We start from the raw sequence: 22,395 nt of genomic DNA, 5'->3' as shown, positions 1-22,395 counted from the left end.
CTATAGCCGGATATTTCCGTACTTATGAATAATAAGGACAAAAGGGGGAGGGCAACGATGCCTTGGAGTATAGGAGTTCTTGGGGCCGGGCCGGGCGTCGCGGCCCTGCATCTGCCGGTGCTGGGGCGCCTGGCGGAGCTGTTCAAGGTGGTGCACATTGCCGATGCGGGAAGTGGGCGCGCCCAGGGCCTGGCCGAAAGGCTTGGTGCCCGGTGGTCAGTGGGGGAGGCGGACCTGCTTGCGGACCCGGCTGTCCACCTTGTGGCCATCTGCAGCCCGCCCGCTGAACATGCCCGCCAAATCCTGGCGGCTGTAGCCGCGGGGAAGCCTGCAATCTTTTGCGAGAAGCCGTTGGCCACCAGCAGGGAAGAAGCCGACGAAGTCATCTCTGCCTGCCGGCTCGCGGGAACGGTCCTTCTGGTGGGGACGAACCACCTGTTTGACGCCGCGTGGGGGCGGGCCAGGCATCATCTTGTGGCCCTCGCGGGCCGGGTGCAGGCGATCTCCGTGACGCTGGCGCTCCCGCCGAATGACAGGTACCACCGGCTGGTCGCCGAGGGCGGCCCTTTCCAGTCCGCCCGGAGGGGACGCCTGGACCTCGACAGTCCTGCGGTTGCGGCCGGCGTCCTGCGGCAGCTGCTGACCGGTCTTGCGATCCATGATCTCCCGGCCGTGAGGGACATCGCGCCAGGCATCGACGAGGTTGTCTACGCCAGGGTCGCTCCGCCAGTCGGCTACCTTGTGGGGTATCGGGCCGGCGGAATCCTGGTCCAGCTGGCGCTTACCATGCTTCCGGAAGGACCGGATGCCCTCTGGAGGATGAATATCGCCACCTCCCACGACCGCATCGAGGTGAATTTCCCGCCCGCCTTTGTCCATGCCGGAAGCGCGGCCACCCGAGTGCGAAGCACGGACGGGCAGTGGACGGAGTACAGGCGGGATCCGGAAGACGGCTATATGGCTGAGTGGCGCCTGCTTGCCTCGCTCCTTGAAGGCGGGGTCCCGGTGGAGTACGACGAGCTGCTGGCTGACTCGCACTTTGCAATCGACCTGGCCGATGCTGCCGCAGCCAAGGTTCTGGAAGGGATGTCGCAATGAGTTCGGCAGATCCAGGGCTCGGCATCTTCACGGTGTTGCCCTCCTATGTCGCGGCTGTCGCCGAGCTTTCCGTCAGTGCTGCACTCACCGGAGACGTCAGCGGGGCGGTGGCTGTGGTGCCTGGATCCGGCGATTGGTGGCAGGGCATGCTGGACGCCCGGGCCAGGGGAGCGGCGGCCGTGGTGATTGCGGACCCTGCTGCGCTCCCGCAGAAAGGAATCGGAGCCTACCCGTGGCCCGGTGACATCCCGGTCATCGTTGAACGTCCCCGGCTGCGCCCGGATGTGGTTGCCGATGCCCTCCGGGCCAGACGAGGAAGGCCGGCCCGGCTCGTCACCGTCGAGTGCGCTGCCCCCGCGGCAGGTCTTGAAGCGGTAATCCGCGACGGCTTGGGCTGGGCCCGGTCACTGGTCCGGGGCCCGTTGACGCTCCAGGTGTGCAGTGCCACGGCGCAAGCCAGGATTGCTCTGCTGGATTCAGGGGGATCCGCGGGCGGGGCAATACCCGTCACCCTGGGGGCGACGGGGTCAGCAGGCCTTCACGCCGACGGCCTGCTCCAGGTGCTGGCCCTCGGCGAGGTGCGAACCGAAGTTACCGTGGACCAGCAGGCCGGGCTGACGCGGCTGGAGACGTCCACCGGGGACGGGGCACTAAGGGCTCCGGAGCGCTATGAATCATCAGCCCGTCTGGCGCTGCGCCGGGCTATCGAGGCGCAGTCTTCGGGTCAGCCCGGAACGGACCTGGATGAGCTGCTCGAGGACATGTCCCTCACGCGCGCCGTGCTTGCTACATAAGGAATGCCCCCATAGGCGTCTAATTCACGCATTCTTTTGTTGCTTTCAAACTAAAGTGAGATAGCATGAGTAACGGCGCCGGGGTTCCTTCCGAACCCGTTCTCCGTCGTGATGGTGCGCCGGAGGCACAATACGTCGCGTCGACGGCCCGATCGTTCGGGTAGATCACTATGCCACTTTCACCTTTGAGACTCCGTCTCCTTGTTATCTCCCTGCTCACGGTTTCGTTCCTCGGGGCCTTGGACCACACCGTGGTGTCCACATCCCTGGCTACGGTTGCGGGTGAGCTGGGCGCGCTGAAGCTCATGAGCTGGGTTGTTGTGGGATACACCCTCGCGAGCACAGTGCTGCTGCCGGTGCTCGGCAAACTAGGTGATGTCCTGGGAGCCCGCCGGATCTTCCTCGGTTCGCTGGTGATGTTCCTGGCGGCCTCCCTGGCCTGCGGGTTCTCGCAGGACATGGCCTGGCTTATCGCCGCGCGCGTCCTGCAGGGGATGAGCTCCGCGGGCCTGCAGCTGATGTCGCAGACCATCATCGCCAGGGTCACCTCGCAGCGGGAACGTCCGCGCTACATGGCCATCATTGGCGCAGCTTTCCCCATCGCGGTCCTGGTTGGACCCGTTCTCGGCGGCGCCATCACCGATTACTGGGGATGGCAGTGGGTTTTCTGGATCAACATCCCGGTGGGCGCTGCAGCCCTGGCCCTTGCCCTGGTTGCGGTTCCCCACCTGGAGCCTGGCCCCATGCCCCGCCACTTCGATGTTGCCGGGGCGGCTGTATTTACTGCTGCACTGGTGGCCCTTGTCCTCGCCGCCACCTGGGCCGCAGAACGCAGCGCGGGCCCCGCCACCGCTGCCGCGCTCGCGGTCAGCATGCTGGGCTTTGTTGCCTTCTACTTTGTTGAGCGCCGCGCACCCGAACCCATCGTCCCCCTGCATTTCTTCGCCAACCGGACCATCGCGGCAGGCACCGCACTCTCGGCGATTATCGGGGTCGGCCTCTTCTCCATCACCGCCTATTTGCCCACATACGTCCAAATGGCGTACCAGACCACCGCCACCGTGTCCGGGCTCGTGCCGATCGCAACCGTGTTCGGCATGCTGACCAGCAACCTGCTCACCGGATGGCTGGCCAGCAGGACGGGGCGGTACCGGATCTTCCCCATCCTGGGAACATCGTTGGGGGCCGCCGGACTCTTTGTGATGGCGGTGCTGCCCGCCGGGCTTCCGCTGTGGGTTCCCATGATCGTCATGGCCGTTGTTGGGATGGGCACCGGCGCGTTCATGAGCCTGATCGTCACTGTGGTCCAGGGAGCTGCTCCCGCCAGCCAGACCGGCACCATCACCGCGACCATCAACCTGGTGCGGCAGGTGGGCTCAACAGTGGCGACGGCGATTATCGGCGGGGTGATCGGCTTCGGCGTGGCGGCCCTTTTGCCGGCGGGCCTGGACGCTTCCACCCTGACCCCGCAACTGGTCAAAGGGGCCGCTCCGGCAGTCCAGGCCAGCGTGGCTCAGATCTACGGCTCAGTCTTCACCCCCATCTTTATTGCCTTGGCGGCCACCTACGCCGTGGGAATAGTCGCGGCGGTCCTGCTCCCGCACGGGCGCCTCTCCGACGAACCCGTTCCCGCCCCCCAAACAACTTCCGAATCCCTTTCGGCCTGATTTCAAAGGAGACAACATGTCCAACCCAACCATCGCCATCGTCGGCAGCGGGCCCATCGGCTCCACCTATGCGCGGGTCCTCCTCGAGCAGGTCCCGAACGCGCGGGTGGTGATGTTCGAAGCCGGACCGCAGGTGACGGAGGTTCCCGGCGAAAGCGTCCGCAACATTGCCGACCCTGGCGAAAAGGCTCGTGCGCGCGAAATGTCACAGGGGCCGCAGGCCGGCGCCTACCGGGAGTCGCTCGGCATCCCGGCAGCCACAGTCACCGAGGGCATGTTCACCGCGCGCCAGGGAACCCACCTTCTGGACTTCGGCGGCGCGGGCTCCGCCCACGCCTCGAGTTTTCCCGCGGCGGCCGCGGCCACCAACGTGGGTGGCCAGGGTGCGCACTGGACCTGCGCGACGCCGTCGCCCGCTTTCAGTGAAAAAGTCCCCTTCATAGCTGACGACGAATGGGACGGTCTGATTGAGGACGCGAAGCAGCTGCTGCACGTCCACAGCGCAGCGTTTGCCGACTCCGCCGTTGGTGAGGCCATTCGGACCCTCCTCGATGAAGAGTTCGGCGCGGAGCTGCCGGAAGGGTACGGCGTGGGCACCCTTCCGGTTGCCGGGGACCCGCAGCCCGACGGCTCCGTGCGCTGGGCGGGGGCCGACGTCGTCCTCGGCCCGCTGATCGACAAGGACAGCCCGCTCTCGAAGCAGTTCGAACTCCGTGACCTCACCCTGGTCCGCCGCGTGGAACTGGACGGACACCGGGTCACCGGTGTCACCGTCGAGGACCTCCGCACCGGGGAGAAGTCATTCGTGGCAGCAGACATCGTGGTGGTGGCCGCCGATGCCTTCCGCTCCCCGCAGCTCCTCTGGGCATCCGGTGTGCGGCCGCAGGCCCTCGGCCACTACCTGACCGAGCATCCCGTGGTCATCTCCACGGTGGCGCTGGACGCCGAAAGGATGGGGCGGTACGCCACCGAAGAGGACCTTAAGGCCGAGCTGGCCCGGCGCGCACTGAACCCGGCAGACCCCGTCGCGGCGGTCAACCGCATCCCGTTCTCAGAGCCGGAACACCCCTTCTCCGTCCAGGTCATGTACACCGAGACCACGCCGTTCCCAATGGAGCCGGGAACCCCGTACTCCGAGAACCGCTGGGGCTACGTCAACATGGGCTACGGCATGCGCAAGCACCCGCGCTACGAGGATGCCGTCACGTTCGACGACAATGAGCCGGACTACCGGGGATTCCCCAACATGAGAATCGAGTACGCGCTCACAGAACGGGAAAACGCGGAAATCGCCGAGGCAACCGAGCGGCTGCGGCGTGCCGGCAAGGCCCTTGGCGCCTTCGTGGCCGAGCCCAGGCTCATGCCGAACGGCTCGAGCCTGCACTACCAGGGCACCATGCGCATGGGTGAAACCGACGACGGCACCTCGGTGGCGGATCCCTGGTCACGCGTGTGGGGCTACAACAACCTGGTGGTGGGCGGAAATGCGCTCATTCCGACGGCCACGGCCATGAATCCCACGCTGATGAGCGTGGCCATCGCCGTCCGCGGTGCCCGGAAGGTTGCTGAGGAGCTTGGTTCGCAGAGTGCCTAGGTCAGCTGCTCGTTGGGGCTCAGACGCCCGCCAGCTGTGGCCGGGCTGACGTCGAGGCACGGATAACCTGTGGGTATGAAGAACCTGGACCTCAACCTGCTGCCCCAGCTGCAGGTCCTGCTGGAACTGCGGAATATCTCCCGGGCAGCCGAGAGGCTCCAGCTCAGCCAGCCGGCCACCAGCGCCGCAATGGCCAGGCTCCGGCGCCATTTCGACGACGAACTCCTGGTGCGGAACGGCCGCGCCTATGACCTCACGCCCTTCGCACAGTCCCTGGTCCCGCTGGTTGATGAAGCCATGCTTCACATCCAGCGGGCCACGCGGGTGCGGTCCGGCTTCGACGCCGGCACGAGCGAGCGGGAGTTCATTATCGCCGCCTCGGACTACGCGGCGGCCCTGATCGTGGGGCCGCTGCGGGGGATCCTGCGCGGGGAGGCCCCCGGAGTGTCAGTGGACTTCGTTCCCACAGCCAAGTCCGGGATCCAGGGCCAGATGGCTGACTACTCAAAAATCGACCTGCTCGTCGGGCCCACGGGGTACCAGATGCAGGGCGCCAGCAAGCAGCTGTTCCGGGACAGCTTTGTTGCTGTGGCTGACACGGGAAATCCCCTGCTCCAGCGGCCCCGGCTCACTGTGGAGGACCTGGCCACCGTTCCCCACGCCGTCGGCTATTTCGGTGAGGGAATCAGCACCCCGGCGGACAAGCTGTTCGAATCGCGAGGTATTCAGCGCCGCGTGGCGGCTGTGGTGGCCGGGTTCCTGTCCCTGCCACTCCTGGTGGAAGGGACAGACCTCGTGGCGCTCGTCCCCGGGATGCTGGCAGCACGGGCCCAGCGCGGCGCGGATATCGTTGTGCTGGGGTTCTCCGAAGACGCTGAAGCGTCCCTCGTGGAAGCGATGTACTGGCACCCGTCCCAGGCGGAGGACCCTGCCAGCGTCTGGCTGCGTTCCGTGGTCCAGCGGGCCTGTTCGCGGCTGCACGAACTTTTCCCCATCACCGCGCACCCGGTAACTATCCACGCGGCGGATACCACCTAGAACCAAAGCGCCGTTCCCCATCCGGACCATCCCTGCGAAAGTCGAAGAAACGCACTTTCGAAAGGGATCCCCCATGCCTGTCTCCAGCCAGCGCCTCGACGGCAAGACCGCCGTCATCACCGGAACGGCCAGCGGCCAAGGCAGGGCGGCGGCGCTCGTCTTCGCCGAGGCGGGCGCCGTGGTGGTGGGCTGTGACATGGACGACGACGGCGCCGCGGCCACCGTCCGCCAGGTCACCGCCGCCGGGGGCCGGATGAGCAGCAGCCGGGTTGACCTCACAGACGAGGCCGCTGTGGCGGCATGGGCGCAGGACGTAGCCGCAAACCACGGCCAGGTGCACATCCTGTATGCCAACGCGGCGGTCACCCGCTTCGCCCCGGTGGAGCAGCTCACGTTTGCCGACTGGAAGTGGAATGTCGAACACGAGATGGATGTGGTCTTCCTGCCGGTCAAATACTTCTGGCCACAACTGATCCGGGTGCAGAACGCCGCCATCGTGCTGGTGGGATCCACGGCAGGAATTACCGGTTCCATGACCAACGGCCGGTTGGCCCACACCGCCACGAAGGGGGCCGTGGTGGCCATGACCAGGCAGCTCGCGGCCGAAGGGGCTCCGCATGGACTCCGCGTCAATACTGTCAGCCCCGGAATGATCCGCACCGCAGCGACCGAGGGTAACCTCCTGGCCGCCGACCACCCCATGCGGTCCATCGCCGGCAGCATCCCGTTGGGCCGGATCGGCACGCCGGAAGAAGTGGCCAAATGCGCGCTGTTCCTGGCCTCCGACGAAGCGTCATACGTGACGGGCGCCAACCTGATGGTCGACGGCGGCTGGTCGGCCGTGCTGCCGGGCTAGTTGGAATCGTGCACCGCGTCAGCGCATGGCGTCGGAGACAGACTTTGCTCCGCCGTGGCCCGACTGGCCGCCGTCCACCGGGATCTCGGCACCGGTCACGAAGGACGAGAGCGGGCTGAGGAGGAACAGCACGACGCCGGCCACTTCCTCCACGCTTCCAGTGCGGCCCAGCGGGGTCTCGGCCAGGGTGGCCTGCCTGAATTCCGGCTTGGCGCTCGCAGTCATGGGCGTTTCGATGAAGCCCGGATGGACAGTATTAACGCGGATCCCCCGCGGGCCGAGTTCCATGGCCGCCACCTGCGAGAGTCCCCGCAACGCCCACTTGCTGGCGGTATAGGCCACCGGATAGTGCGCGGTCAGGCCTGCGACGGAACCGACATTGACGATGGATGCGGCACTGCCCATCAGCGGTGCGAGCGCCTGGATCCCCAGCAGGCATCCGGCGACATTGACTTCATAGACGCGCTGCAGGTCAGCCACAGAGGCATCCAGCAACCGGCTCCGCTGGGTGATGCCTGCATTGTTGACCAACCCGTCCACCTGCCACCCATGGGACTCGATCCAGGAAGCGAGTTCGGACCAGCCGGAGGCATCGCTGACGTCCAGCTGCCGGTACACCAGCGCACCGGCCGAAGACGATGACACGGCGGCCAGCTCGGCCGGCATGTCCACTGCGAGGTCTGTGGCAATGACGCGGGCCCCGGCCTCCACCAGCATGTGCGCTTCGGCAGCGCCCTGGCCCTGGCCAGCGCCGGTGACCATCACGGTCCGGCCATCGAGCTGAAGGGAGACCACCCTACGTCCCGGAAGGAACCGCAGAGGCGACCCGGTTGCGCGGACGCTGCCGGGCACGCACCAGGGTCCCGGCGTTACGGCGTTCACCTACCGTGTTCTCTATAGTCCCGATGCCTTCCACCGTCATGCGGACCACGTCTCCCGTCTTCAGCGGCGGGGGAGTCTTCGCGCCGTTCCGTCCCCAGAGCTCCGCGAGGCAACCGCTGCCGCACGTGCCGGAGCCCAACATATCGCCGGGCCGGACCACGGAGTCCTGCGAGGCGTAGGCCACTAGCTCGGCGAACGGCCAACCCATATTGGACAGCAGGTCCTGGCCGATGGCATTCCCGTTGACTTCCACGGCCATGGAGATCGGCAGGAACCCCTCGGCGTCGTGCAGGTCCTCGAACTCATCCGCGGTGACAATCCAAGGCCCCAGCGTATTGGCGAAGTCTTTGCCCTTGCACGGCCCCAGGCTGACTCTCATCTCCCGGCGCTGCAGGTCCCGCGCCGACCAGTCGTTGAGGACGGTGTAGCCGAAAATGTGCCGGTGCGCCTCCGCTGCAGTCAGGTTCCGGCCGTCGCTTCCGGGGACGCGCCCGACGACGGCGGCGACTTCGGTTTCAAAGTCCAGATCCTCGCAACCCGCCGGAATACCAATCACCTCGCCGGTGCCGGTCACCGTATGCGGGTTGGTGAAGTAGAAGGTGGGCGCCTCGTACCATTCGGGCACCACGCCGGCCACGCCGTCGATGCTCTTCCGCACGCCTTCGACGTGTTCCTCGAACGCGACAAAATCCCGAATGGTGGCGGGCGCCAGCGGTGCGAGCAGCCGCACGTCCGCCAGCCTAACGGCCGGGCCAGACCCGATGATCCGCCGGGCCAAACCCAGGGTCTCCTCGAGCCCTGCTTCCAGGAGTGTCTGGACCGTGTGGCCTGCGGGGAGGGCATAGCAGTTACCGCCGTCAACGAAGCCGGACTGCGTCCCGCCGTCGTGGTTCCAGCTAGCAATCTTGACCATAAAAAAGTCCTTAAGCTGTGCGGCGGGCGGCGAGGAGGGAAGCGGGCGTGATGCCGAGGGCAGCGGCGTTGCCGGACAGCACCCTGGCCTCGTCCTCGGCGGAAAGCTGTGCCTCGATGACCTCGGCCGCGGGGCGGTCGGAGCCCATGTCGAACGGGTAGTCCGAGCCCAGCAGGACCTGCTCCGGGCCAGCGGCGGCCACGAGCGCCCGCAGTTCAGCCGGGCTGTGGACCAGGGAGTCGAAGAACAGCTTCTTCACATACGACGACGGCGGCTCAGCACAGCCGCGTGCCTCCGGCCGGACCCTCCAGGCGTGATCGGAGCGGCCAAGGCTGGTGGGAAGGTAGCCGCCGCCGTGCGCGGCCAGAACCAACAGGCTCGGGTGCCGGTCCAGGACACCGCTGAAGATCAGGTGGGACAGGGCCACCGCGTTTTCCGCGGGCTGGGAGACGGTGTTGGCGAGGTAGAAGCGGTCCAGCCGCTCGTCCAGCGAGCAGCCGAACGGGTGCAGGAAGACCAGGGCACCAAGCTCCTCGGCCCGGCTCCAGAACGGTTCCAGCCTGGGGTCGGACAGCTCAACGGTGCTGCGCTCCGGGTCGGCGGGGGTGGCGGCGAACGAGCCGATTTCCACGCCTAGCAACCCGCACTCCAGCATGGCGTGTTCCAGGGCTTCGACCATCAAGGAAGGGTGCTGCAGCGGGACCAGGCCCAGGCCGTTCAGCCGTTCCGGGGCGCGGGCCACGAACTCCCGCACCGCCTGGTTGGCGGCCCTGGCAACCTGCAGGGCCAGCTCTTCCGCGGCGAAATAGTAGAAGTGCGACGGCGACGGCGAGACGAGCTGCACGTCCACGCCTTGGGCGTCCATGTCCGCAAGACGGCGGTCCAAGTCCGTCAGCTGCGGCCAGCGCTCCTTGATCATCTTTCCCGAAGCGACCATCGACTCTGGTCCGTTGCGCCGGACTTCCAGGGCCTGTTGAGCGCCGAAGCCCTTGGGATCAGCTTCGGCCACCAATTGCTGCAGGGCCGGAAGCAGAATGTGGGCGTGGACGTCCACGGTGGGTTTTTCAGCAGGGCCGGTGCTCATGCGGGCTCCCTAACCAAGCTGGAGACTGAATGCATGAGGCCCGGCACGTTGGCGTCCCGGACGCCGTCGAGCATCCACTGGCCCAGCTGGACGGAGGCGTCGACCACTGCTTTTGCCCGGTCCAGTCGGCGGTCGGCGAACTCTTTCCAGAGTGTCTCGGTGATCTCGTCGGCGCCGATCAGGAGATCGGCCAGCACGGCTGCGTCTTCCATTGCCATGGCAGCACCTTGCGCGATGGTTGGCGGGCAGCTGTGGGCGGCGTCGCCGATGATGACGGTGCGGCCGCGGTTCCACGGCCCGTCCACCAGGTGGGTAGTGAACCAGGTGTAGTTGATACGGGCGCTCTGGTCCAGGTTGGCGCGGATCTCGTTCCATGGGCCGCCGTAGGCTGCGGCGAGTTCGGCCATAATGCGCGGGCCGTCCTCGTGTTTGCGCTCCTGGGCCCTTTCCACGAGGTAGGCATAGATGGTGTCAGGGCCGGTGGGGCAGTAGCCGGCAATAAAGCAAGGGCCGCCGTACGTCAGGTCGGTGCGGACCACGTCCTGCGGCCGTTCCACGAACGCGCGCCAGATGCCCATGCCCGTGGACCGGGGTTCAACATCGATGCCGATGGCCTTGCGGACAGCTGAGTGCAGGCCGTCGGCGCCGATCAGGAGGTCGTAGCGGTCGGTGCCGCCGTCGGAGGTGCTCACGGTGACGGAACCGCCGTCGTCCGTTATTTCGGTGACCGTCTTGCCGTAGCTGATCCGTGCGCCTGCCTGCCCGGCACGCTCGCGGAGGATGGCGGTGAGGTCGGGGCGGTACATGCCCAGGGTGGCTGGCAGGTCGTCGCCGCCGGTCCGCATGTCATCCAATACGGCGATGACGGTGCCGGCGGGGTCTGGGGCGCGCAGGCCGAGGGTGCTGAACGCGTAGCCCTTCGCCTCGATTTGCTCCCAGACGCCCAGCTGGCGGAGGACCCGCAGGGCGTTCCCCTGCAATGTGATTCCAGAGCCAAGGGTTTGCGGGGCATCGGCCTTCTCCAGGATTTCAACCTGGATTCCCGCGTCGGCCAGCAGGATGGCGGCGGTCAGTCCCGCGGCTCCCGCCCCGACGATTCCGACGTTCTGTACTGCTGCCATCGCTGACTCCTTTGTATTGACGGCCTGACTGATGATGGTTGTGGTGCTGTTGTATCTATCTTGCCGCTGGCGATTACCGGACGGCGATTACCGGAGGGCGATCGGGTTGACGGGCGATCCGACAGCGCCGGTAATGGGCAGGGGCGCCGCGGTGAGCAGGAAGTCGTACCTGCCGTCTGCCGCGCAAGCCTCCGCGAGGCCGTCCGGGTCCCACATTTCGCCGAGGAACAGCCCAAGGTTGGGGATGGCGATCTGGTGGAGGGGCTGGAAGGCGCCGTCGAACTCGTTGGGCCGGACCTCGAAACCCCATGTGTCCGTGGCGATCCCCGCGATTTCACTGCGGTGAAGCCAGGGTGCGGTGCTGAAGGACAGCCCCGGGGCTGAGCCGCCGGCGTAGTCGCCCCAGCCGTCGCGGCGCACCCGGGTGTGCTGTCCGGTGCGGATCACAAGGATGTCGCCCCGGCCAACCTTTGAGCTGGGGCCCTGCAGGTCGATGGTCCGCTGGAGGTGTTCGGGGGTGATGGCGAAACCGTCCGGCAGCTCGCCGTCGTTCCTTCCCAGTTCGGGTCCGAGCGCGCGGCCGACGTCCAGCAGGACGCCGCGGGTGACGATCTTGGCCGCGGCGGTTTCGATGCCGGTGACCAGGTCGCCTTCGGAGGTGACCACGTCCCCTGCGGCGCGGCCGTTCCAGGCCTTGCCCTGGTCGAAGATGTGGCCGAGGCCGTCCCACTGGGTGGAGCACTGCAGCGGCATGGCAATGACGTCGTCCGCGCCGCCGAAGCCGTGCGGGAAGCCCTGGTTGCCGCGTTCGGCGTCCACGCCGGTGTCGGTCATGGTGTGGACAGGGTTGGTGCGTCGCCGCCAGCCCTTCTGCGGGCCGTTGGTGTCGAACGGCTGGGACAGCGAGAAGGCCTCGCCCGTCTTTACCAGGGCTGCTGCTTCAATGCGCTTGTCCGCGTCGATGAAGTTCAGGGTCCCAAGGACGTCGTCCTGGCCCCAGCGGCCCCAGTTGTTGTGGAATTCGGCCATGGCGCGGATGCTGCCGAGCGGATCGTCACGCCGGATGACCGGGGAATCGGTGGCTGATTCCCCGGTGCCGGTGGTGGTTGGTGCTGTGTCCTGGCTGGTCACTGCTGGCTGCCTTCAGTGACAACTTCGTCCTTGCAATGGATGAGCTGGGTGCCCAGGCCCGTAATGGTGCCCTCCATGACGTCGCCGTCCTGGAGCAGCCTTCCCCAGTGCTGGCCGTTGCCGGCGGGGCTTCCGGTGAGCACCAGGTCTCCCGGGCGCAGCGGCATGATCTGGGAGGCCTCGCTGATCAGCTTGGCGACACCGAAGATCATGTCTGAGGTGGACTCGTCCTGCATGGCCTTGCCGTTGAGCTTCAGCGTGACCTGGACGTCCTGCGGGTCGCCGAAGAACTTGGCGGGTACCAGCAGCGGTCCGGTGGGCAGGAAGCCGGGGGCGTTCTTGGCGCGGTACCAGTCCGAGCCGATCGCCGGCATGTCCTTGCGGAACACGTACTCACGGGTTGTGATGTCGTTGACCATGGTGTAGCCGAAGACGTAGTCCAGGGCTTCCTCGGGGGTGACCCGGAACGCCGTCCTGCCGACCACCGCGGCCAGTTCAAGTTCCCAGTCGTGGGACTTGGAGTAGGCAGGCAGGGTGAGGTCGTCCGTGGCGGACGCGATCGCCGTCGGCAGCCCGATGAAGAAGTACGGCGTTCCCTGGCCCGCGCGCTTGTCCATCATCGCGGCGGTCCGGTCCCGGACTTCGTCCTCGTCCTGGCCGGGTTCGCGGTGGGCTGCGGCGAGGTCGATGACGTGCTTGCGGTAGTTGGCGCCGGTCTGAAGGACCTGGACAGGCACTACCGGGGCGAGGACCTCGATGTCGGCCATCGCCAGGCCGGTGTCCTCGCCGGCCGATGCGGCGATGGCGTCCAGTTGGCTCTCGGTGGTGTCCCAGTGCTCGATCAGTGTATTGATCTCCTCATTCAGGGCCACGACGCGGTCGCCGACCAGCAGGCCCGCGCGGGCCTTGCTGTCACCGGTCTCCTGGAACCGGATGAGTGCATATTGTGTTTCGGCCATGGTGTCCTAGCCCCGTCCCTGCTTGGCGTAGGGGTTCAGGAGGGCTTCTTTCATTTCGGGGGAGGCGCCTTCTTCGGTGGCGGTAAAGCCTTCCGCGGGAGGGAAGGATTCGGTCATGGAGTGCGGCATGGCGCCGTTTTTGTAGAAGTTGTTGGAGCCTTCGGAGGGCTTCCAGGTGTTGGCTTCCCAGTCCGGGACGTAGTTGCGGTATCCGCCGGAGTTGAGCTCGACGCGCAGGCCAGAGGGGTCGCGGAAGTAGAGGAAGTTTTGCTCGCCCACGCCGTGGATGGAGGGGCCGTATTCCATGGCGGTGCCGTTTTCCATCATGACGTCCGCGGTGCGGAGCAGGTCTTCGGTGGCGTCCACCCAGAAGGCGATGTGGTTGACGCGTCCCGCGCGGCTGGAGGTGTCCAGGACCACGCCCAGGTCGTGGGACTTTTCGTTGGTCGTGAGCACGGAGAAGACGGTGATGGGTGCCTCGTCCAAGTCCACGAAGGCCATGACGCGGAAGCCCAGGGCCTCGTTGTACCACTTGGCGAAGCCTCGGACATCGGAGGAGGCCACGGTGACGTGGTCCAGGAAGCGGGGCGCTGCGGCGTGGCTGCTGCGGCGCTCCGGCCGGTCCGGGTAGGTGGATTCAAAACCGGGTTCGGCCACGAACTTCTCAACGTCGAAGAAGAGGCGCATGGGGTGGCCATAGGGGCCGGTGAATTCGTAGGCCTTGCCGTAGCCGTGGCCGCCGGCGGTCCAGCTGCCCTGGACACCGGTTGCTTCGACGCGCTGGGCTGCGGCTGCCAGGGCGGTCTGGGAGTTGGCGCGCCAGGCCATGCGGCCCAGGGACGCTTCCGGCCCTTCGGTGAGGACCAGGCTGTAGCGGTAGTAGTCACCCCAGCAGCGCAGGTAGACGTTGCCGTCCACCCGGTCGACGATGCGCATGCCGAACTTTTCCTCGTAGAACCGTGCCGAGGCTTCGACGTCGGGAGTGGTGATTTCGAGGTGGGCAAGATGGGAGAGGGGAGTTTCCACGTTGAATTCCTTCTAAGTACTGATTGCCTTGAGTGGGGTCGCTGCAGGTCTAGTAACCAGACTGAGGCAAGAGAGGTATTCGGTGAAGAGGCGTTTACTGATGCCACCTATTTGTATGGCAGATAGTTGGCCTGAGGGGTCGATCCGCGCGCAACGCCGTACCGGCTGCTCCGGCTTTTGAACCAGTGTCGGGTTCCTAGCCCGCCGCGGGCGCGGTGCGGGTGGTTGTGCCGAGGCCCGCGGGGTCGGCCAGGAACGGGGTAAACGCCAGCTCCGCGGCCCCGATCATCATCAGGTCAGAACCGAGCGCTGCACGGTAGATCTCGACCTGGCCGGCGGGGCCGTCCATTGCCTGGGATAGCAGCACTCCGTCCACCGACTCCGGTGCGAGGGCGTACAGCGTTCCCAGGAAGCCGTCCAGGACGATTGCCTCGGGGTTGAAAATGTTCACGGCATTGCGCAGGGCTATGTCCAGGAACATGAGCTGGCGTGCCACTTCGTCGTTCACCTCAGCACTGCTGCTGGTTGCCAGCGCCTTTTCGAGGTCGGCGGTGTCGCCGCGGCTTAGCCCGGCCAGTTCGAGGAGGCGGGACTGGGAGACTTCGGTTTCCAGGCAGCCGGTGGCGCCGCAGTGGCAGCGCTTTCCTCCGGAGCGGACAAAGGTATGGCCGATCTCCCCTGCGTAGCCGGAGGCGCCCCTGAGCAATTGCCCGTCGGAGATGATTCCGCCGCCGATGCCGCTGGCGCCGCCGTTGAGGTAGATCAGGTTCCCCTGCCCGGCGCCGGCGCCGAAAATCAGCTCCGCTTCGGCGCCGAGGGAGGCGTCGTTCGCGGCCTGGCACGGATAGCCGGTGGCTTCGCTCAGCATTCGGGCGACCGGCTCGTTCCGCCAGCCCAGGTGCGGAGCGTGCCGGACCACGCCGTCGTCGCGGTTGACCAGGCCCGGCACGGCCATGCCAATGCCCGTGATCCGGTAGGACGCATCCAGCTCGGAGCGCATCCCGGCGATCACGGCCGATGCGATATTCACCGCTTCGCGGGCGCTCGGTATCCGTTCCGTGTCGAAGCGGATCTTCTTTTGCACCTTCCCCCCGAGACTGACCAGGCCGATAGTGACGGCGTCGATTTCTGGGTTGACTGCCAACGCCGCGACCGACGGGCTCGGATGGACGTTCGGACTCGGCCTGCCGACGTGCCCTTCGCCGGCGGGCGCCGTTTCATAGACCAGGCCCAACGCAACGAGCTGTCCGATCAGCGTCCCGACGGTGGAACGGTTCAGTCCCGTGTGCCGGGTCAGTTGGGCACGGCTGAGGACGCCGTGGTGGTGGACGAGGGAGGTCAGCAGCGACAAATTGTTGCGGCGGGACGGATCCGGCTCCCTCGCCGCCGCGGAAGCAAGAGTACGTGGAGGCATCATCGTGACACTATCAGCGGCCGGCCACCGCGCGGTCCAGGAAGGCGTTGCGGAATTTCTCATCCGAATCCAGCCGGAGGTCTTGCGGTTCCGACGCAGTGCGCGGATGGGTTTCGTAGCTGAGGTTTTCCGGCCAGTTGCGTTCGGTCACCATCTGATCAATCACGGTGGGATCCTTCCCCCAAGGGCCTCATTGCTTGATTTGCCGGCCAAATTGCTGTTACGAACAACTTAACATTCACCCACCCGCAGGGCCAGAGCCGGGTATCCATTCCGTGCTTGGCGGGGTTGACACGGCAAAAATTCATAATATGTTTGGGTCAAGAACAATTCCCTCTGGTTTCCCCGCCAGCCGCGCAACAGCAGCCACACCTACCTTCGGAGCATTCAATGGCGATTCAGCCCACCCGTGACGACAAGTTTTCCTTCGGCCTCTGGACAGTGGGCTGGGAGGCCCAGGACCAGTTCGGCTCCGCCACCCGCCCGCCGCTGGACACGGTGGAAGCCGTCAACAGGCTCAGCGACCTCGGCGCCTACGGCATCACCTTCCACGACAACGACCTCTTTCCCTTCGGCTGCTCCACGGCTGACCGCCAGCGCGAAATCGACCGGCTGACCGGCGCGCTGAAGGCCACCGGCATGATCGTCCCGATGGTCACCACCAACCTCTTCAGCCACCCCGTCTTCAAGGACGGCGGCTTCACCAGCAACGACCGCGGCGTCCGGCGCTTCGCCCTGCGCAAGGTCCTGGACAACATTGACCTCGCCGCCGAGCTGGGTGCGGAAACCTTCGTCATGTGGGGCGGCCGGGAAGGCAGCGAATATGACGCCGCCAAGGACATCCGCGGCGCCCTGGAACGCTACCGCGAAGCCGTGAACCTGCTGGGCGACTACGTCACGGACAAGGGTTACAACATCCGGTTCGCCATCGAGCCCAAGCCCAACGAACCCCGCGGCGACATCCTGCTCCCCACCCTGGGCCACGCCCTGGCGTTCATCGAAACCCTCGAGCGCCCCGAACTGGTGGGCATCAACCCCGAGACCGGGCACGAGCAGATGGCCGGACTGAACTTCACCCACGGCATCGCCCAGGCGCTCTACCAGGGCAAGCTCTTCCACATCGACCTCAACGGCCAGCGCAGCATCAAGTTCGACCAGGACCTGGTGTTCGGCCACGGCGACCTGCAGAACGCGTTCTCCCTCGTGGACCTGCTCGAAAACGGCGGCCCCGACGGCGGACCGGCCTACGACGGCCCGCGCCACTTCGACTACAAGCCCAGCCGCACCGAGGACATCGACGGCGTATGGGACTCCGCGGCCGCCAACATGCAGACCTACCTGCTGCTCAAGGAACGCGCCAAGGCCTTCCGCGCCGACCCCGAGGTCCAGGCCGCGCTGCAGTCCTCCCGCGTGGCGGAAATCAACGAACCCACCCTCAACCCGGGCGAAGGCTACGAACAGCTCCGCGCCGACCGCGCCTCCTACGAGGACTTCGACGCCGACGCCTACTTCGGCGGCAAGGGCTTCGGTTTCGTGAAGCTGCAGCAGCTCTTCATCGAGCACCTGCTCGGCGCCCGCTAAGACCGTGAGGGCTGCTTCCATGAACCTTGTTGCCGGCGTCGACTCCTCCACCCAAAGCTGCAAAGTGGTAATCCTCGACGCCAGCACCGGCACGCTGGTCCGCGAGGGCCGGGCCGCCCACCCGGACGGAACGGAAGTCCACCCCGGCCACTGGTGGCGGGCCTTGTCAGCGGGGTTCGACGACGCCGGCGGGCTGGCGGACGTCAGCGCGCTCTCGGTGGGGGGCCAGCAGCACGGCATGGTGCTGCTGGACCACGCCGGCAACGTGGTGCGCCCGGCGCTGCTGTGGAACGACACCCGATCGGCGTCGGCAGCGGCCGCTCTCACCGACGAAGTGGGGGCGGACGACTTTGCCCGCAGGACCGGGCTGGTCCCGGTGGCCTCCTTCACCATCACCAAGATCCGCTGGGTCCGGGACCACGAACCGGACCTGGCGGACCGGGTGGCGGCTGTTGCGCTGCCCCACGACTGGCTGACCTGGCGGCTCCGCGGTTACGGTCCGGCAGCAACCAGCCCGCTGGGCCCGGACCTGGACCAGCTCACCACCGACCGCTCCGATGCCAGCGGCACCGGATACTGGAGCCCTTCGGCCGGCGAATACGATCTGGAGCTGTTCAAACTGGCCTTCGGCCGGGACGCCAGGGAAGCCAGCGGGGCTGCCGGGCACCGGGATCCAGGCACCGTGGTTCTGCCGCGGGTGCTCGGCCCCGGCGGCTCCGCCGGGGCGGTTCACCCCGGCTGCTTCGGTTCCGCGACTCAGTTGCCCGGCCAGTCCGGATCAAGCCCGGCCGGACCCGGGCACCGCATTCTCCTCGGTGCCGGCGCCGGAGACAACGCGGCCGCCGCCCTGGGTCTGGGGGCCGAACCCGGGGACGTGGTGGTGTCCGTCGGCACCAGTGGCACGGTGTTCTCGGTGGCGTCCCGTGCCGTCGCCGATCCCAGCGGAACGGTGGCGGGCTTCGCGGACGCCAGCGGAGAATACCTGCCCATCGCCGTCACGCTTAATGCCGCGCGCGTGCTCGGCTCCGTGGCAGGCATCCTGGGCGTGGACTTCGACGAACTTGCGCGACTTGCCCTGGGCGCCGAACCCGGCGCCGGCGGCGTGGTGCTCGTGCCCTACTTCGAAGGTGAGCGCACGCCCAACCTGCCCCACGCCAAGGCCAGCTTCCACGGGCTCAGCATTGCCTCCAGCACCAGGAGCAATCTGGCCCGGGCCGCCATCGAAGGCATGCTCTGCGGACTGTCCGGCGGCCTGGATGCCCTCCGGGCGCAAGGGAGCCCCGCAACACGGCTCCTGCTGATCGGCGGCGCCGTGCAGAACCCCGCGGTGCAGGCCATCGCGGCCCAGGTCTTCGACCTGCCGGTCGTGGTCCCGAGCCCGGGGGAGTACGTGGCCCGGGGTGCTGCCGTCCAGGCAGTCTGGGCCTCCAGCGGCAACCGGCCGGATTGGCCGGTCGCGGTGGACGCCGCACCCGCCCCGGACTTCCACCCGGCCATCAGGCAAAACTACCTGCGGGCGAGCAGCCGCGTTGACCCCGGCAACTGAGTCGGAGCTCGTGAATGCCTTTGCTTCATCGCGGCAACGAAATGCCGGCTGACCGCTGAGAATACGGTGGTCCTCGTCGGATGAGCCAGCCGCCACAACACCGCCGCCCGACCCCGCAATCCCTAACAGGTTCCTATCGGTCCTTGATCCCTGTCATCGCCATTACGGTGCGGGCTGCTCGGCCGATCCCGAATCCGAGGACACCTCGGGCTGCGGGGTCTGTTCGGTTGCGGGGGCAGGCTCCGGGCTCTGGCCGGTTTCGGGGGCGACGTCCGCCGGCGTGGTGTCGCTTGGTGCGCCGGCTCCCGGCACTGCGGTTCCGGCCGAGCCGCTGTCCGCGCCACTGGGGCTACCCTCCGTGGTCAGGCCATCTGTCTTGGTGGCACCTTGCTCGACCTGCCCGGGCACTTGCGCGATTTGCCCGGGTCCTTCCTTCACGTCCTTGGTCGATGCGTCCGTTTTGTCCGGGACAGTCGGAGTGCCACCCAGGGCCGTGCCCAGCGTCGTCGTGGGGCCAGCCGCACCGTCGATGCTCGACGCCGACGAGACCAGGCTGGAGATGGGCTTATTGGTTCCGAATTCGACTGCAGTGACACCGACCATCGCGATCACGAATGCGGCAGCACTGACCGCCCCGATCTTAATCCAGGTCTTTGGGGTGACCTGCCTCTTCAGCCGGTTGGCTCGAGGTCCTTCGCTTTCGGCCGGGGCGCTGGCGGCCAGCATGCCGTCGTCGTCAGCGGGCAGTCCACCCCTGCGTCGCTTTGGGATTTTCGTCATTGCCACGGTGGCGGCCGAACTGAGTGTCCGGGCATACAGGGCGGCGCCCACCGTGGCAACGATGGAGCCGAGTGCGGCGCCAATAAGCGTCCCGGCAACGCCTAGAAAGGACCCCACCAAGGCAGAGGTCACCGCGGCCAACGCCGAGCCAATAGTCTGGGTGCCACTTAGCCCGAGGAGCTGTTTCGGCTTGTCTTCATTAGCGGAGTCTGCAGGCATCTTCAAACACATTTCAGTCAGATAAATGTTACGAACAGATAACTTTACCCTGCCGGCGGGTGGCCTCCGGCTGTCGCCGTAATAATTTGAGACGCTTCTCACGGTAGATCTTCGGCGCCATCCATGCCTCCGACGACGGCTCGCCCGCGCTGTCCAGCACCTCACCAAAACGGAAGCGGACGACGGCGGGAAGCCCCCGCCGTCGTCCGGTACACGATCAAACCTCGGCCGCAGCCCGTCGGGCCCGGGCGGCTCGCACGAGCCCGCTGGACACGGCCGCTCCCACGAGGGCGAGCGCCGCGAGCACGAGGAACACGATGTGGTAACCGGCGGCTCCCGGATTTGCGTCGAGGATTGTCCCGTAGACGATGAAAGCGAACATCCCTGGTGCATAACCGACCAGGCATGCGATTCCGAAAGCCGTGCCGCTGGTCTCCTCCGGAATCCCGACCTCGTCCATCGGCGCCCAGAACACACCCCGCATGGTGAAGACGATAAGCGAGAACAGCAGGGTCACGATCATCGCCGGGATCTGGCTGCCGGGATCGGCCGGGAGGAACAGCAGCACCGCCACCACCGGGATCAGGCACAGGAACGCCAACCGGATGTACCGGCTCGCACCTTTGACCACCTTGTCCGCGAGGACTCCGCCGATCGGGCCACCGATGATTTTCAGGCCGTACTGGTTGATGATGCCGTAGGCGCCGACCAGCGCGACAGGCAGCCCGTACACGTAGGTCAAATACGGGATGAAATAGGTGAGGCCGCAGTACACGACGTACACCATGAACACGGTGAAGCTCACCCACCACAGCTGCGGCTGCTGCGCGGCACGCCAGATTTCGCCGAGGCCGGCCTTCTGCTTCTTCGCCACGGGCTGCTCGCTCGCCTGCTCGCTTGTCTGATTGCTTGGCTGACTGCGAAGCAGCAGGAACAACAGCACGCCGACGACGACGTCAATGATGGCGTAGAAGGCAATGGCCGCACGGAATCCGCCGGTACCCGAACCGAGCAGGACGAAAATTCCCAGCGCGGAGAACGCCACGGCAGTGTCGACGACGCCGCGACCGCCCTCGAGGAGGCCGAAGAGCCGCCCCTGTTCCTTCGAGCCGCCAAGCTGACGGATGCTCTTCAGCAACGCGGGCCAGACCAGGCAGTCCGAGCACACGGCGAGCAGCGCGAACAGGAGCAGGAGCGTGCTGAAGCCGGGGAACGTGCTGAGGAACAGGCCCAGCGCTCCGGTGCCCACGAGTCCGAGCGGGATGAGGATCCGCGTGGAGAAGCGATCGGCGAGGTAGCCGCCGACGATGAAGAGCGCCGTCGCGACCATCGAGTTGACGCTCAGCAGGGTGCCGATCTCAGTGTGGCTGAGGCCCATTGCCTCCTGCATGGGGACGTAGAACGCGTCCTTGAGGTTGGCGAGCTTGTAGATGGTGCCGCCCGCCATGACGAGCAGAGCGAAGCGGATCCACTTGCTCCAGTCGACGCGGTTCGTGGACTTCCCGGGGGTCTGAGTCAATGTGGTCATCGTGCACCTGCCAGGGACTTCGTTGTGTCGAGCTGCGCGACGGCGATGTCGCGCAGCGAGGCGAGTAGCTCCTTCACGTGGGCCACCTGGTGGTCGGCCCAGCCGGGTTCTGCAGCGAGCAGTTCATCCCGGGTCCATCCGTGCGGGATGCCGGTAGTGCTCAGATCGCGGTACGGGATGAACGGGTCCGCGCCTTCGCCGGCGTGGCGGAAGGCGGGAGCGTAGTAAAGATTTTCCTGTTCGAGGGCCAGGGCGATGACCTGAGGCTCGTCCTCGCCGAGTATCAGGAGCTCGAAGAGCATCCGCGCACCGGGCAAGTCGTCCTCAGGGCTTCCCTGCAGGACACCGCGGTGACCGTATCCGTCTCCCTCGGGAAGAACATGGACCCCTTTCAGGTGAACCTGCAGGATGTGCGGCGCGAGCGCGGAGAGGGCATCCATGGGACGCTCGCAGGCATTGATCATGTTCCCGAAATCGAACATGGCGTGCAGGCGCGGATGGGAGACCCGGCGCAGCAACTCGGCGATCTCGGTGGAGCGCAGTTCCTCGTGCTGCTCGAAGGAGAAGTGCAGATCGTGCTCGTCTGCGAGCACGGCGAGCCGGCGCAGGTCCTGCTCGATCAGTGTCATCACCTGCGAGAGCGTGCCCTCGAAGCGCGAGTAGACGCGGATGTGCCGGACGCCGAGGACCCCCGCGATGCGGACTACCTCGTCCACGTCCGCGCGCAGGGTGGTGCTGATTTCGAGGTGGATCCCCAGACCCAGGTGGCGCGCGCGGTCGGCGAACTCGCGAAGCCTGTTCTCGCTCATCCGGCCCAGGCTCCGCTCCTCGCCGTCGAGGAGGTGGATGCAGGCGCCGGCCAGGCCGTGCCGATGCGCGAAGTCGAGCACGTCATCGGGCCCGTACCCGCCGTAGGTCAGGTTGCCAAGGAGGGCGTAGGCGTGGGCGAACAGAGGGGCGCGGTCGATCCGTTCGATCAGGGTCCGGGCCAGCTCGTCGGTCAGGCGGGGCAGGGAGTCGATCTCCTCTTGGTTGAGGCGGGATCTTAGGAGCGCCTTAAATTGGGCGTCGGCAGGGGGCATCGTTGGCTCCTCGGGAGGCGTGTCAGGGGTGGTGGCGAATGTCACTCATCATTTGTACGCCGGTAATGGATCGCAAAAAAGG

At 66.6% G+C, this 22,395-nt stretch carries 20 protein-coding genes; 8 read left to right on the top strand and 12 right to left on the bottom strand.

The window, feature by feature from the left end; all coding sequences use genetic code 11:
- The first annotated feature begins 57 nt into the window (after positions 1–57).
- The 6 genes from AC1DFR_RS12280 (at position 58) to AC1DFR_RS12255 (ending at position 7,047) form a co-directional block, all read left to right on the top strand.
- Positions 58–1,098: a Gfo/Idh/MocA family protein gene (locus tag AC1DFR_RS12280; protein WP_476873454.1), complete on the top strand. Its 1,041-nt coding sequence runs from the start codon at positions 58–60 to the stop codon at positions 1,096–1,098.
- Positions 1,095–1,892 (top strand): hypothetical protein, encoded by a 798-nt coding sequence (locus AC1DFR_RS12275; RefSeq protein WP_476873453.1) that lies wholly within the window; start codon positions 1,095–1,097, stop codon positions 1,890–1,892. The genes AC1DFR_RS12280 and AC1DFR_RS12275 overlap by 4 nt, the downstream gene beginning before the upstream one ends.
- Positions 1,893–2,077: 185 nt before the next feature.
- Positions 2,078–3,559 carry an MFS transporter gene (locus AC1DFR_RS12270; RefSeq protein ID WP_476849712.1) on the top strand — a complete coding sequence of 494 codons (1,482 nt, stop codon included), beginning with the start codon at positions 2,078–2,080 and terminating at the stop codon, positions 3,557–3,559.
- Positions 3,560–3,575: 16 nt separating this feature from the next.
- Entirely contained in the window at positions 3,576–5,153 is a 1,578-nt protein-coding gene (locus tag AC1DFR_RS12265) for a GMC oxidoreductase (protein ID WP_476873452.1), read from the top strand.
- 75 nt (positions 5,154–5,228) lie between these two features.
- Positions 5,229–6,191 (top strand): LysR family transcriptional regulator, encoded by a 963-nt coding sequence (locus AC1DFR_RS12260; RefSeq protein ID WP_476873451.1) that lies wholly within the window; start codon positions 5,229–5,231, stop codon positions 6,189–6,191.
- A gap of 73 nt (positions 6,192–6,264) precedes the next feature.
- Positions 6,265–7,047, top strand: a complete 783-nt coding sequence (locus tag AC1DFR_RS12255; protein WP_476873450.1) for an SDR family NAD(P)-dependent oxidoreductase — start codon at positions 6,265–6,267, stop codon at positions 7,045–7,047.
- Between the two features lie 18 nt (positions 7,048–7,065).
- Here AC1DFR_RS12255 and AC1DFR_RS12250 read toward each other — a convergent pair whose 3' ends face one another.
- From AC1DFR_RS12250 to AC1DFR_RS12210, 9 genes are all read right to left on the bottom strand, one after another.
- Positions 7,066–7,842 carry an SDR family NAD(P)-dependent oxidoreductase gene (locus AC1DFR_RS12250; protein ID WP_476873449.1) on the bottom strand — a complete coding sequence of 259 codons (777 nt, stop codon included), beginning with the start codon at positions 7,840–7,842 and terminating at the stop codon, positions 7,066–7,068.
- 1 nt (position 7,843) lies between these two features.
- Positions 7,844–8,842 (bottom strand): fumarylacetoacetate hydrolase family protein, encoded by a 999-nt coding sequence (locus AC1DFR_RS12245; protein ID WP_476873448.1) that lies wholly within the window; start codon positions 8,840–8,842, stop codon positions 7,844–7,846.
- Positions 8,843–8,852: 10 nt separating this feature from the next.
- Positions 8,853–9,926, bottom strand: coding sequence for an amidohydrolase family protein (locus AC1DFR_RS12240; protein ID WP_476873447.1), 1,074 nt, complete (start codon positions 9,924–9,926; stop codon positions 8,853–8,855).
- Positions 9,923–11,047: an FAD-dependent monooxygenase gene (locus tag AC1DFR_RS12235; RefSeq protein WP_476873446.1), complete on the bottom strand. Its 1,125-nt coding sequence runs from the start codon at positions 11,045–11,047 to the stop codon at positions 9,923–9,925. The genes AC1DFR_RS12240 and AC1DFR_RS12235 overlap by 4 nt, the downstream gene beginning before the upstream one ends.
- Positions 11,048–11,134: 87 nt before the next feature.
- Positions 11,135–12,178: a cyclase family protein gene (locus tag AC1DFR_RS12230; protein WP_476873445.1), complete on the bottom strand. Its 1,044-nt coding sequence runs from the start codon at positions 12,176–12,178 to the stop codon at positions 11,135–11,137.
- A complete protein-coding gene (locus tag AC1DFR_RS12225; RefSeq protein WP_476873444.1) occupies positions 12,175–13,137 on the bottom strand; it encodes a fumarylacetoacetate hydrolase family protein in 963 nt (320 codons plus the stop codon). The genes AC1DFR_RS12230 and AC1DFR_RS12225 overlap by 4 nt, the downstream gene beginning before the upstream one ends.
- Before the next feature lie 6 nt (positions 13,138–13,143).
- Complete coding sequence (locus tag AC1DFR_RS12220) at positions 13,144–14,163, bottom strand: VOC family protein (protein WP_476871426.1); 1,020 nt, start codon at positions 14,161–14,163, stop codon at positions 13,144–13,146.
- A 196-nt stretch (positions 14,164–14,359) separates the two neighbouring features.
- Complete coding sequence (locus AC1DFR_RS12215; protein WP_476849702.1) at positions 14,360–15,580, bottom strand: ROK family transcriptional regulator; 1,221 nt, start codon at positions 15,578–15,580, stop codon at positions 14,360–14,362.
- Positions 15,581–15,590: 10 nt separating this feature from the next.
- Positions 15,591–15,743, bottom strand: a complete 153-nt coding sequence (locus tag AC1DFR_RS12210; protein WP_230010248.1) for a hypothetical protein — start codon at positions 15,741–15,743, stop codon at positions 15,591–15,593.
- Between the two features lie 224 nt (positions 15,744–15,967).
- Between AC1DFR_RS12210 and xylA the strand changes: the two genes are divergently transcribed.
- Both xylA and AC1DFR_RS12200 read left to right on the top strand, forming a co-directional pair.
- Positions 15,968–17,158 carry a xylose isomerase gene (gene xylA, locus AC1DFR_RS12205; protein ID WP_476873443.1) on the top strand — a complete coding sequence of 397 codons (1,191 nt, stop codon included), beginning with the start codon at positions 15,968–15,970 and terminating at the stop codon, positions 17,156–17,158.
- Between the two features lie 19 nt (positions 17,159–17,177).
- On the top strand, positions 17,178–18,704 hold the full coding sequence (locus AC1DFR_RS12200) for a xylulokinase (RefSeq protein ID WP_476873442.1): 1,527 nt from the start codon (positions 17,178–17,180) through the stop codon (positions 18,702–18,704).
- 162 nt (positions 18,705–18,866) lie between these two features.
- Here the strand turns inward: AC1DFR_RS12200 and AC1DFR_RS12195 are convergent, their stop codons facing one another.
- The 3 genes from AC1DFR_RS12195 to AC1DFR_RS12185 form a co-directional block, all read right to left on the bottom strand.
- The gene (locus AC1DFR_RS12195) at positions 18,867–19,703 is read right to left on the bottom strand and encodes a hypothetical protein (protein WP_476873441.1); all 837 of its coding nucleotides are present in this window, start codon (positions 19,701–19,703) and stop codon (positions 18,867–18,869) included.
- A 217-nt stretch (positions 19,704–19,920) separates the two neighbouring features.
- Positions 19,921–21,231 (bottom strand): MFS transporter, encoded by a 1,311-nt coding sequence (locus AC1DFR_RS12190; protein ID WP_476873440.1) that lies wholly within the window; start codon positions 21,229–21,231, stop codon positions 19,921–19,923.
- Positions 21,228–22,358 carry a sugar phosphate isomerase/epimerase family protein gene (locus AC1DFR_RS12185; RefSeq protein ID WP_476857604.1) on the bottom strand — a complete coding sequence of 377 codons (1,131 nt, stop codon included), beginning with the start codon at positions 22,356–22,358 and terminating at the stop codon, positions 21,228–21,230. The genes AC1DFR_RS12190 and AC1DFR_RS12185 overlap by 4 nt, the downstream gene beginning before the upstream one ends.
- Positions 22,359–22,395 lie beyond the last annotated feature (37 nt).

This window comes from Arthrobacter sp. 05T410 (assembly GCF_056396505.1).
The sequence above is the reverse complement of the archived record's forward strand: the minus strand, read 5'-3'. Positions and strand labels throughout refer to the sequence as shown.

What these genes read in the sequence shown, in the direction of transcription:
- xylA (WP_476873443.1), top strand. Translation starts at nt 15,968, where the DNA reads ATGGCGATTCAGCCCACCCGTGACGACAAGTTTTCCTTCGGCCTCTGG.
- AC1DFR_RS12200 (WP_476873442.1), top strand. Translation starts at nt 17,178, where the DNA reads ATGAACCTTGTTGCCGGCGTCGACTCCTCCACCCAAAGCTGCAAAGTG.
- AC1DFR_RS12215 (WP_476849702.1), bottom strand. Translation starts at nt 15,580, where the DNA reads ATGATGCCTCCACGTACTCTTGCTTCCGCGGCGGCGAGGGAGCCGGAT.
- AC1DFR_RS12225 (WP_476873444.1), bottom strand. Translation starts at nt 13,137, where the DNA reads ATGGCCGAAACACAATATGCACTCATCCGGTTCCAGGAGACCGGTGAC.
- AC1DFR_RS12195 (WP_476873441.1), bottom strand. Translation starts at nt 19,703, where the DNA reads ATGCCTGCAGACTCCGCTAATGAAGACAAGCCGAAACAGCTCCTCGGG.
- AC1DFR_RS12240 (WP_476873447.1), bottom strand. Translation starts at nt 9,926, where the DNA reads ATGAGCACCGGCCCTGCTGAAAAACCCACCGTGGACGTCCACGCCCAC.
- AC1DFR_RS12265 (WP_476873452.1), top strand. Translation starts at nt 3,576, where the DNA reads ATGTCCAACCCAACCATCGCCATCGTCGGCAGCGGGCCCATCGGCTCC.
- AC1DFR_RS12280 (WP_476873454.1), top strand. Translation starts at nt 58, where the DNA reads ATGCCTTGGAGTATAGGAGTTCTTGGGGCCGGGCCGGGCGTCGCGGCC.
- AC1DFR_RS12190 (WP_476873440.1), bottom strand. Translation starts at nt 21,231, where the DNA reads ATGACCACATTGACTCAGACCCCCGGGAAGTCCACGAACCGCGTCGAC.
- AC1DFR_RS12245 (WP_476873448.1), bottom strand. Translation starts at nt 8,842, where the DNA reads ATGGTCAAGATTGCTAGCTGGAACCACGACGGCGGGACGCAGTCCGGC.
- AC1DFR_RS12275 (WP_476873453.1), top strand. Translation starts at nt 1,095, where the DNA reads ATGAGTTCGGCAGATCCAGGGCTCGGCATCTTCACGGTGTTGCCCTCC.
- AC1DFR_RS12235 (WP_476873446.1), bottom strand. Translation starts at nt 11,047, where the DNA reads ATGGCAGCAGTACAGAACGTCGGAATCGTCGGGGCGGGAGCCGCGGGA.
- AC1DFR_RS12255 (WP_476873450.1), top strand. Translation starts at nt 6,265, where the DNA reads ATGCCTGTCTCCAGCCAGCGCCTCGACGGCAAGACCGCCGTCATCACC.
- AC1DFR_RS12260 (WP_476873451.1), top strand. Translation starts at nt 5,229, where the DNA reads ATGAAGAACCTGGACCTCAACCTGCTGCCCCAGCTGCAGGTCCTGCTG.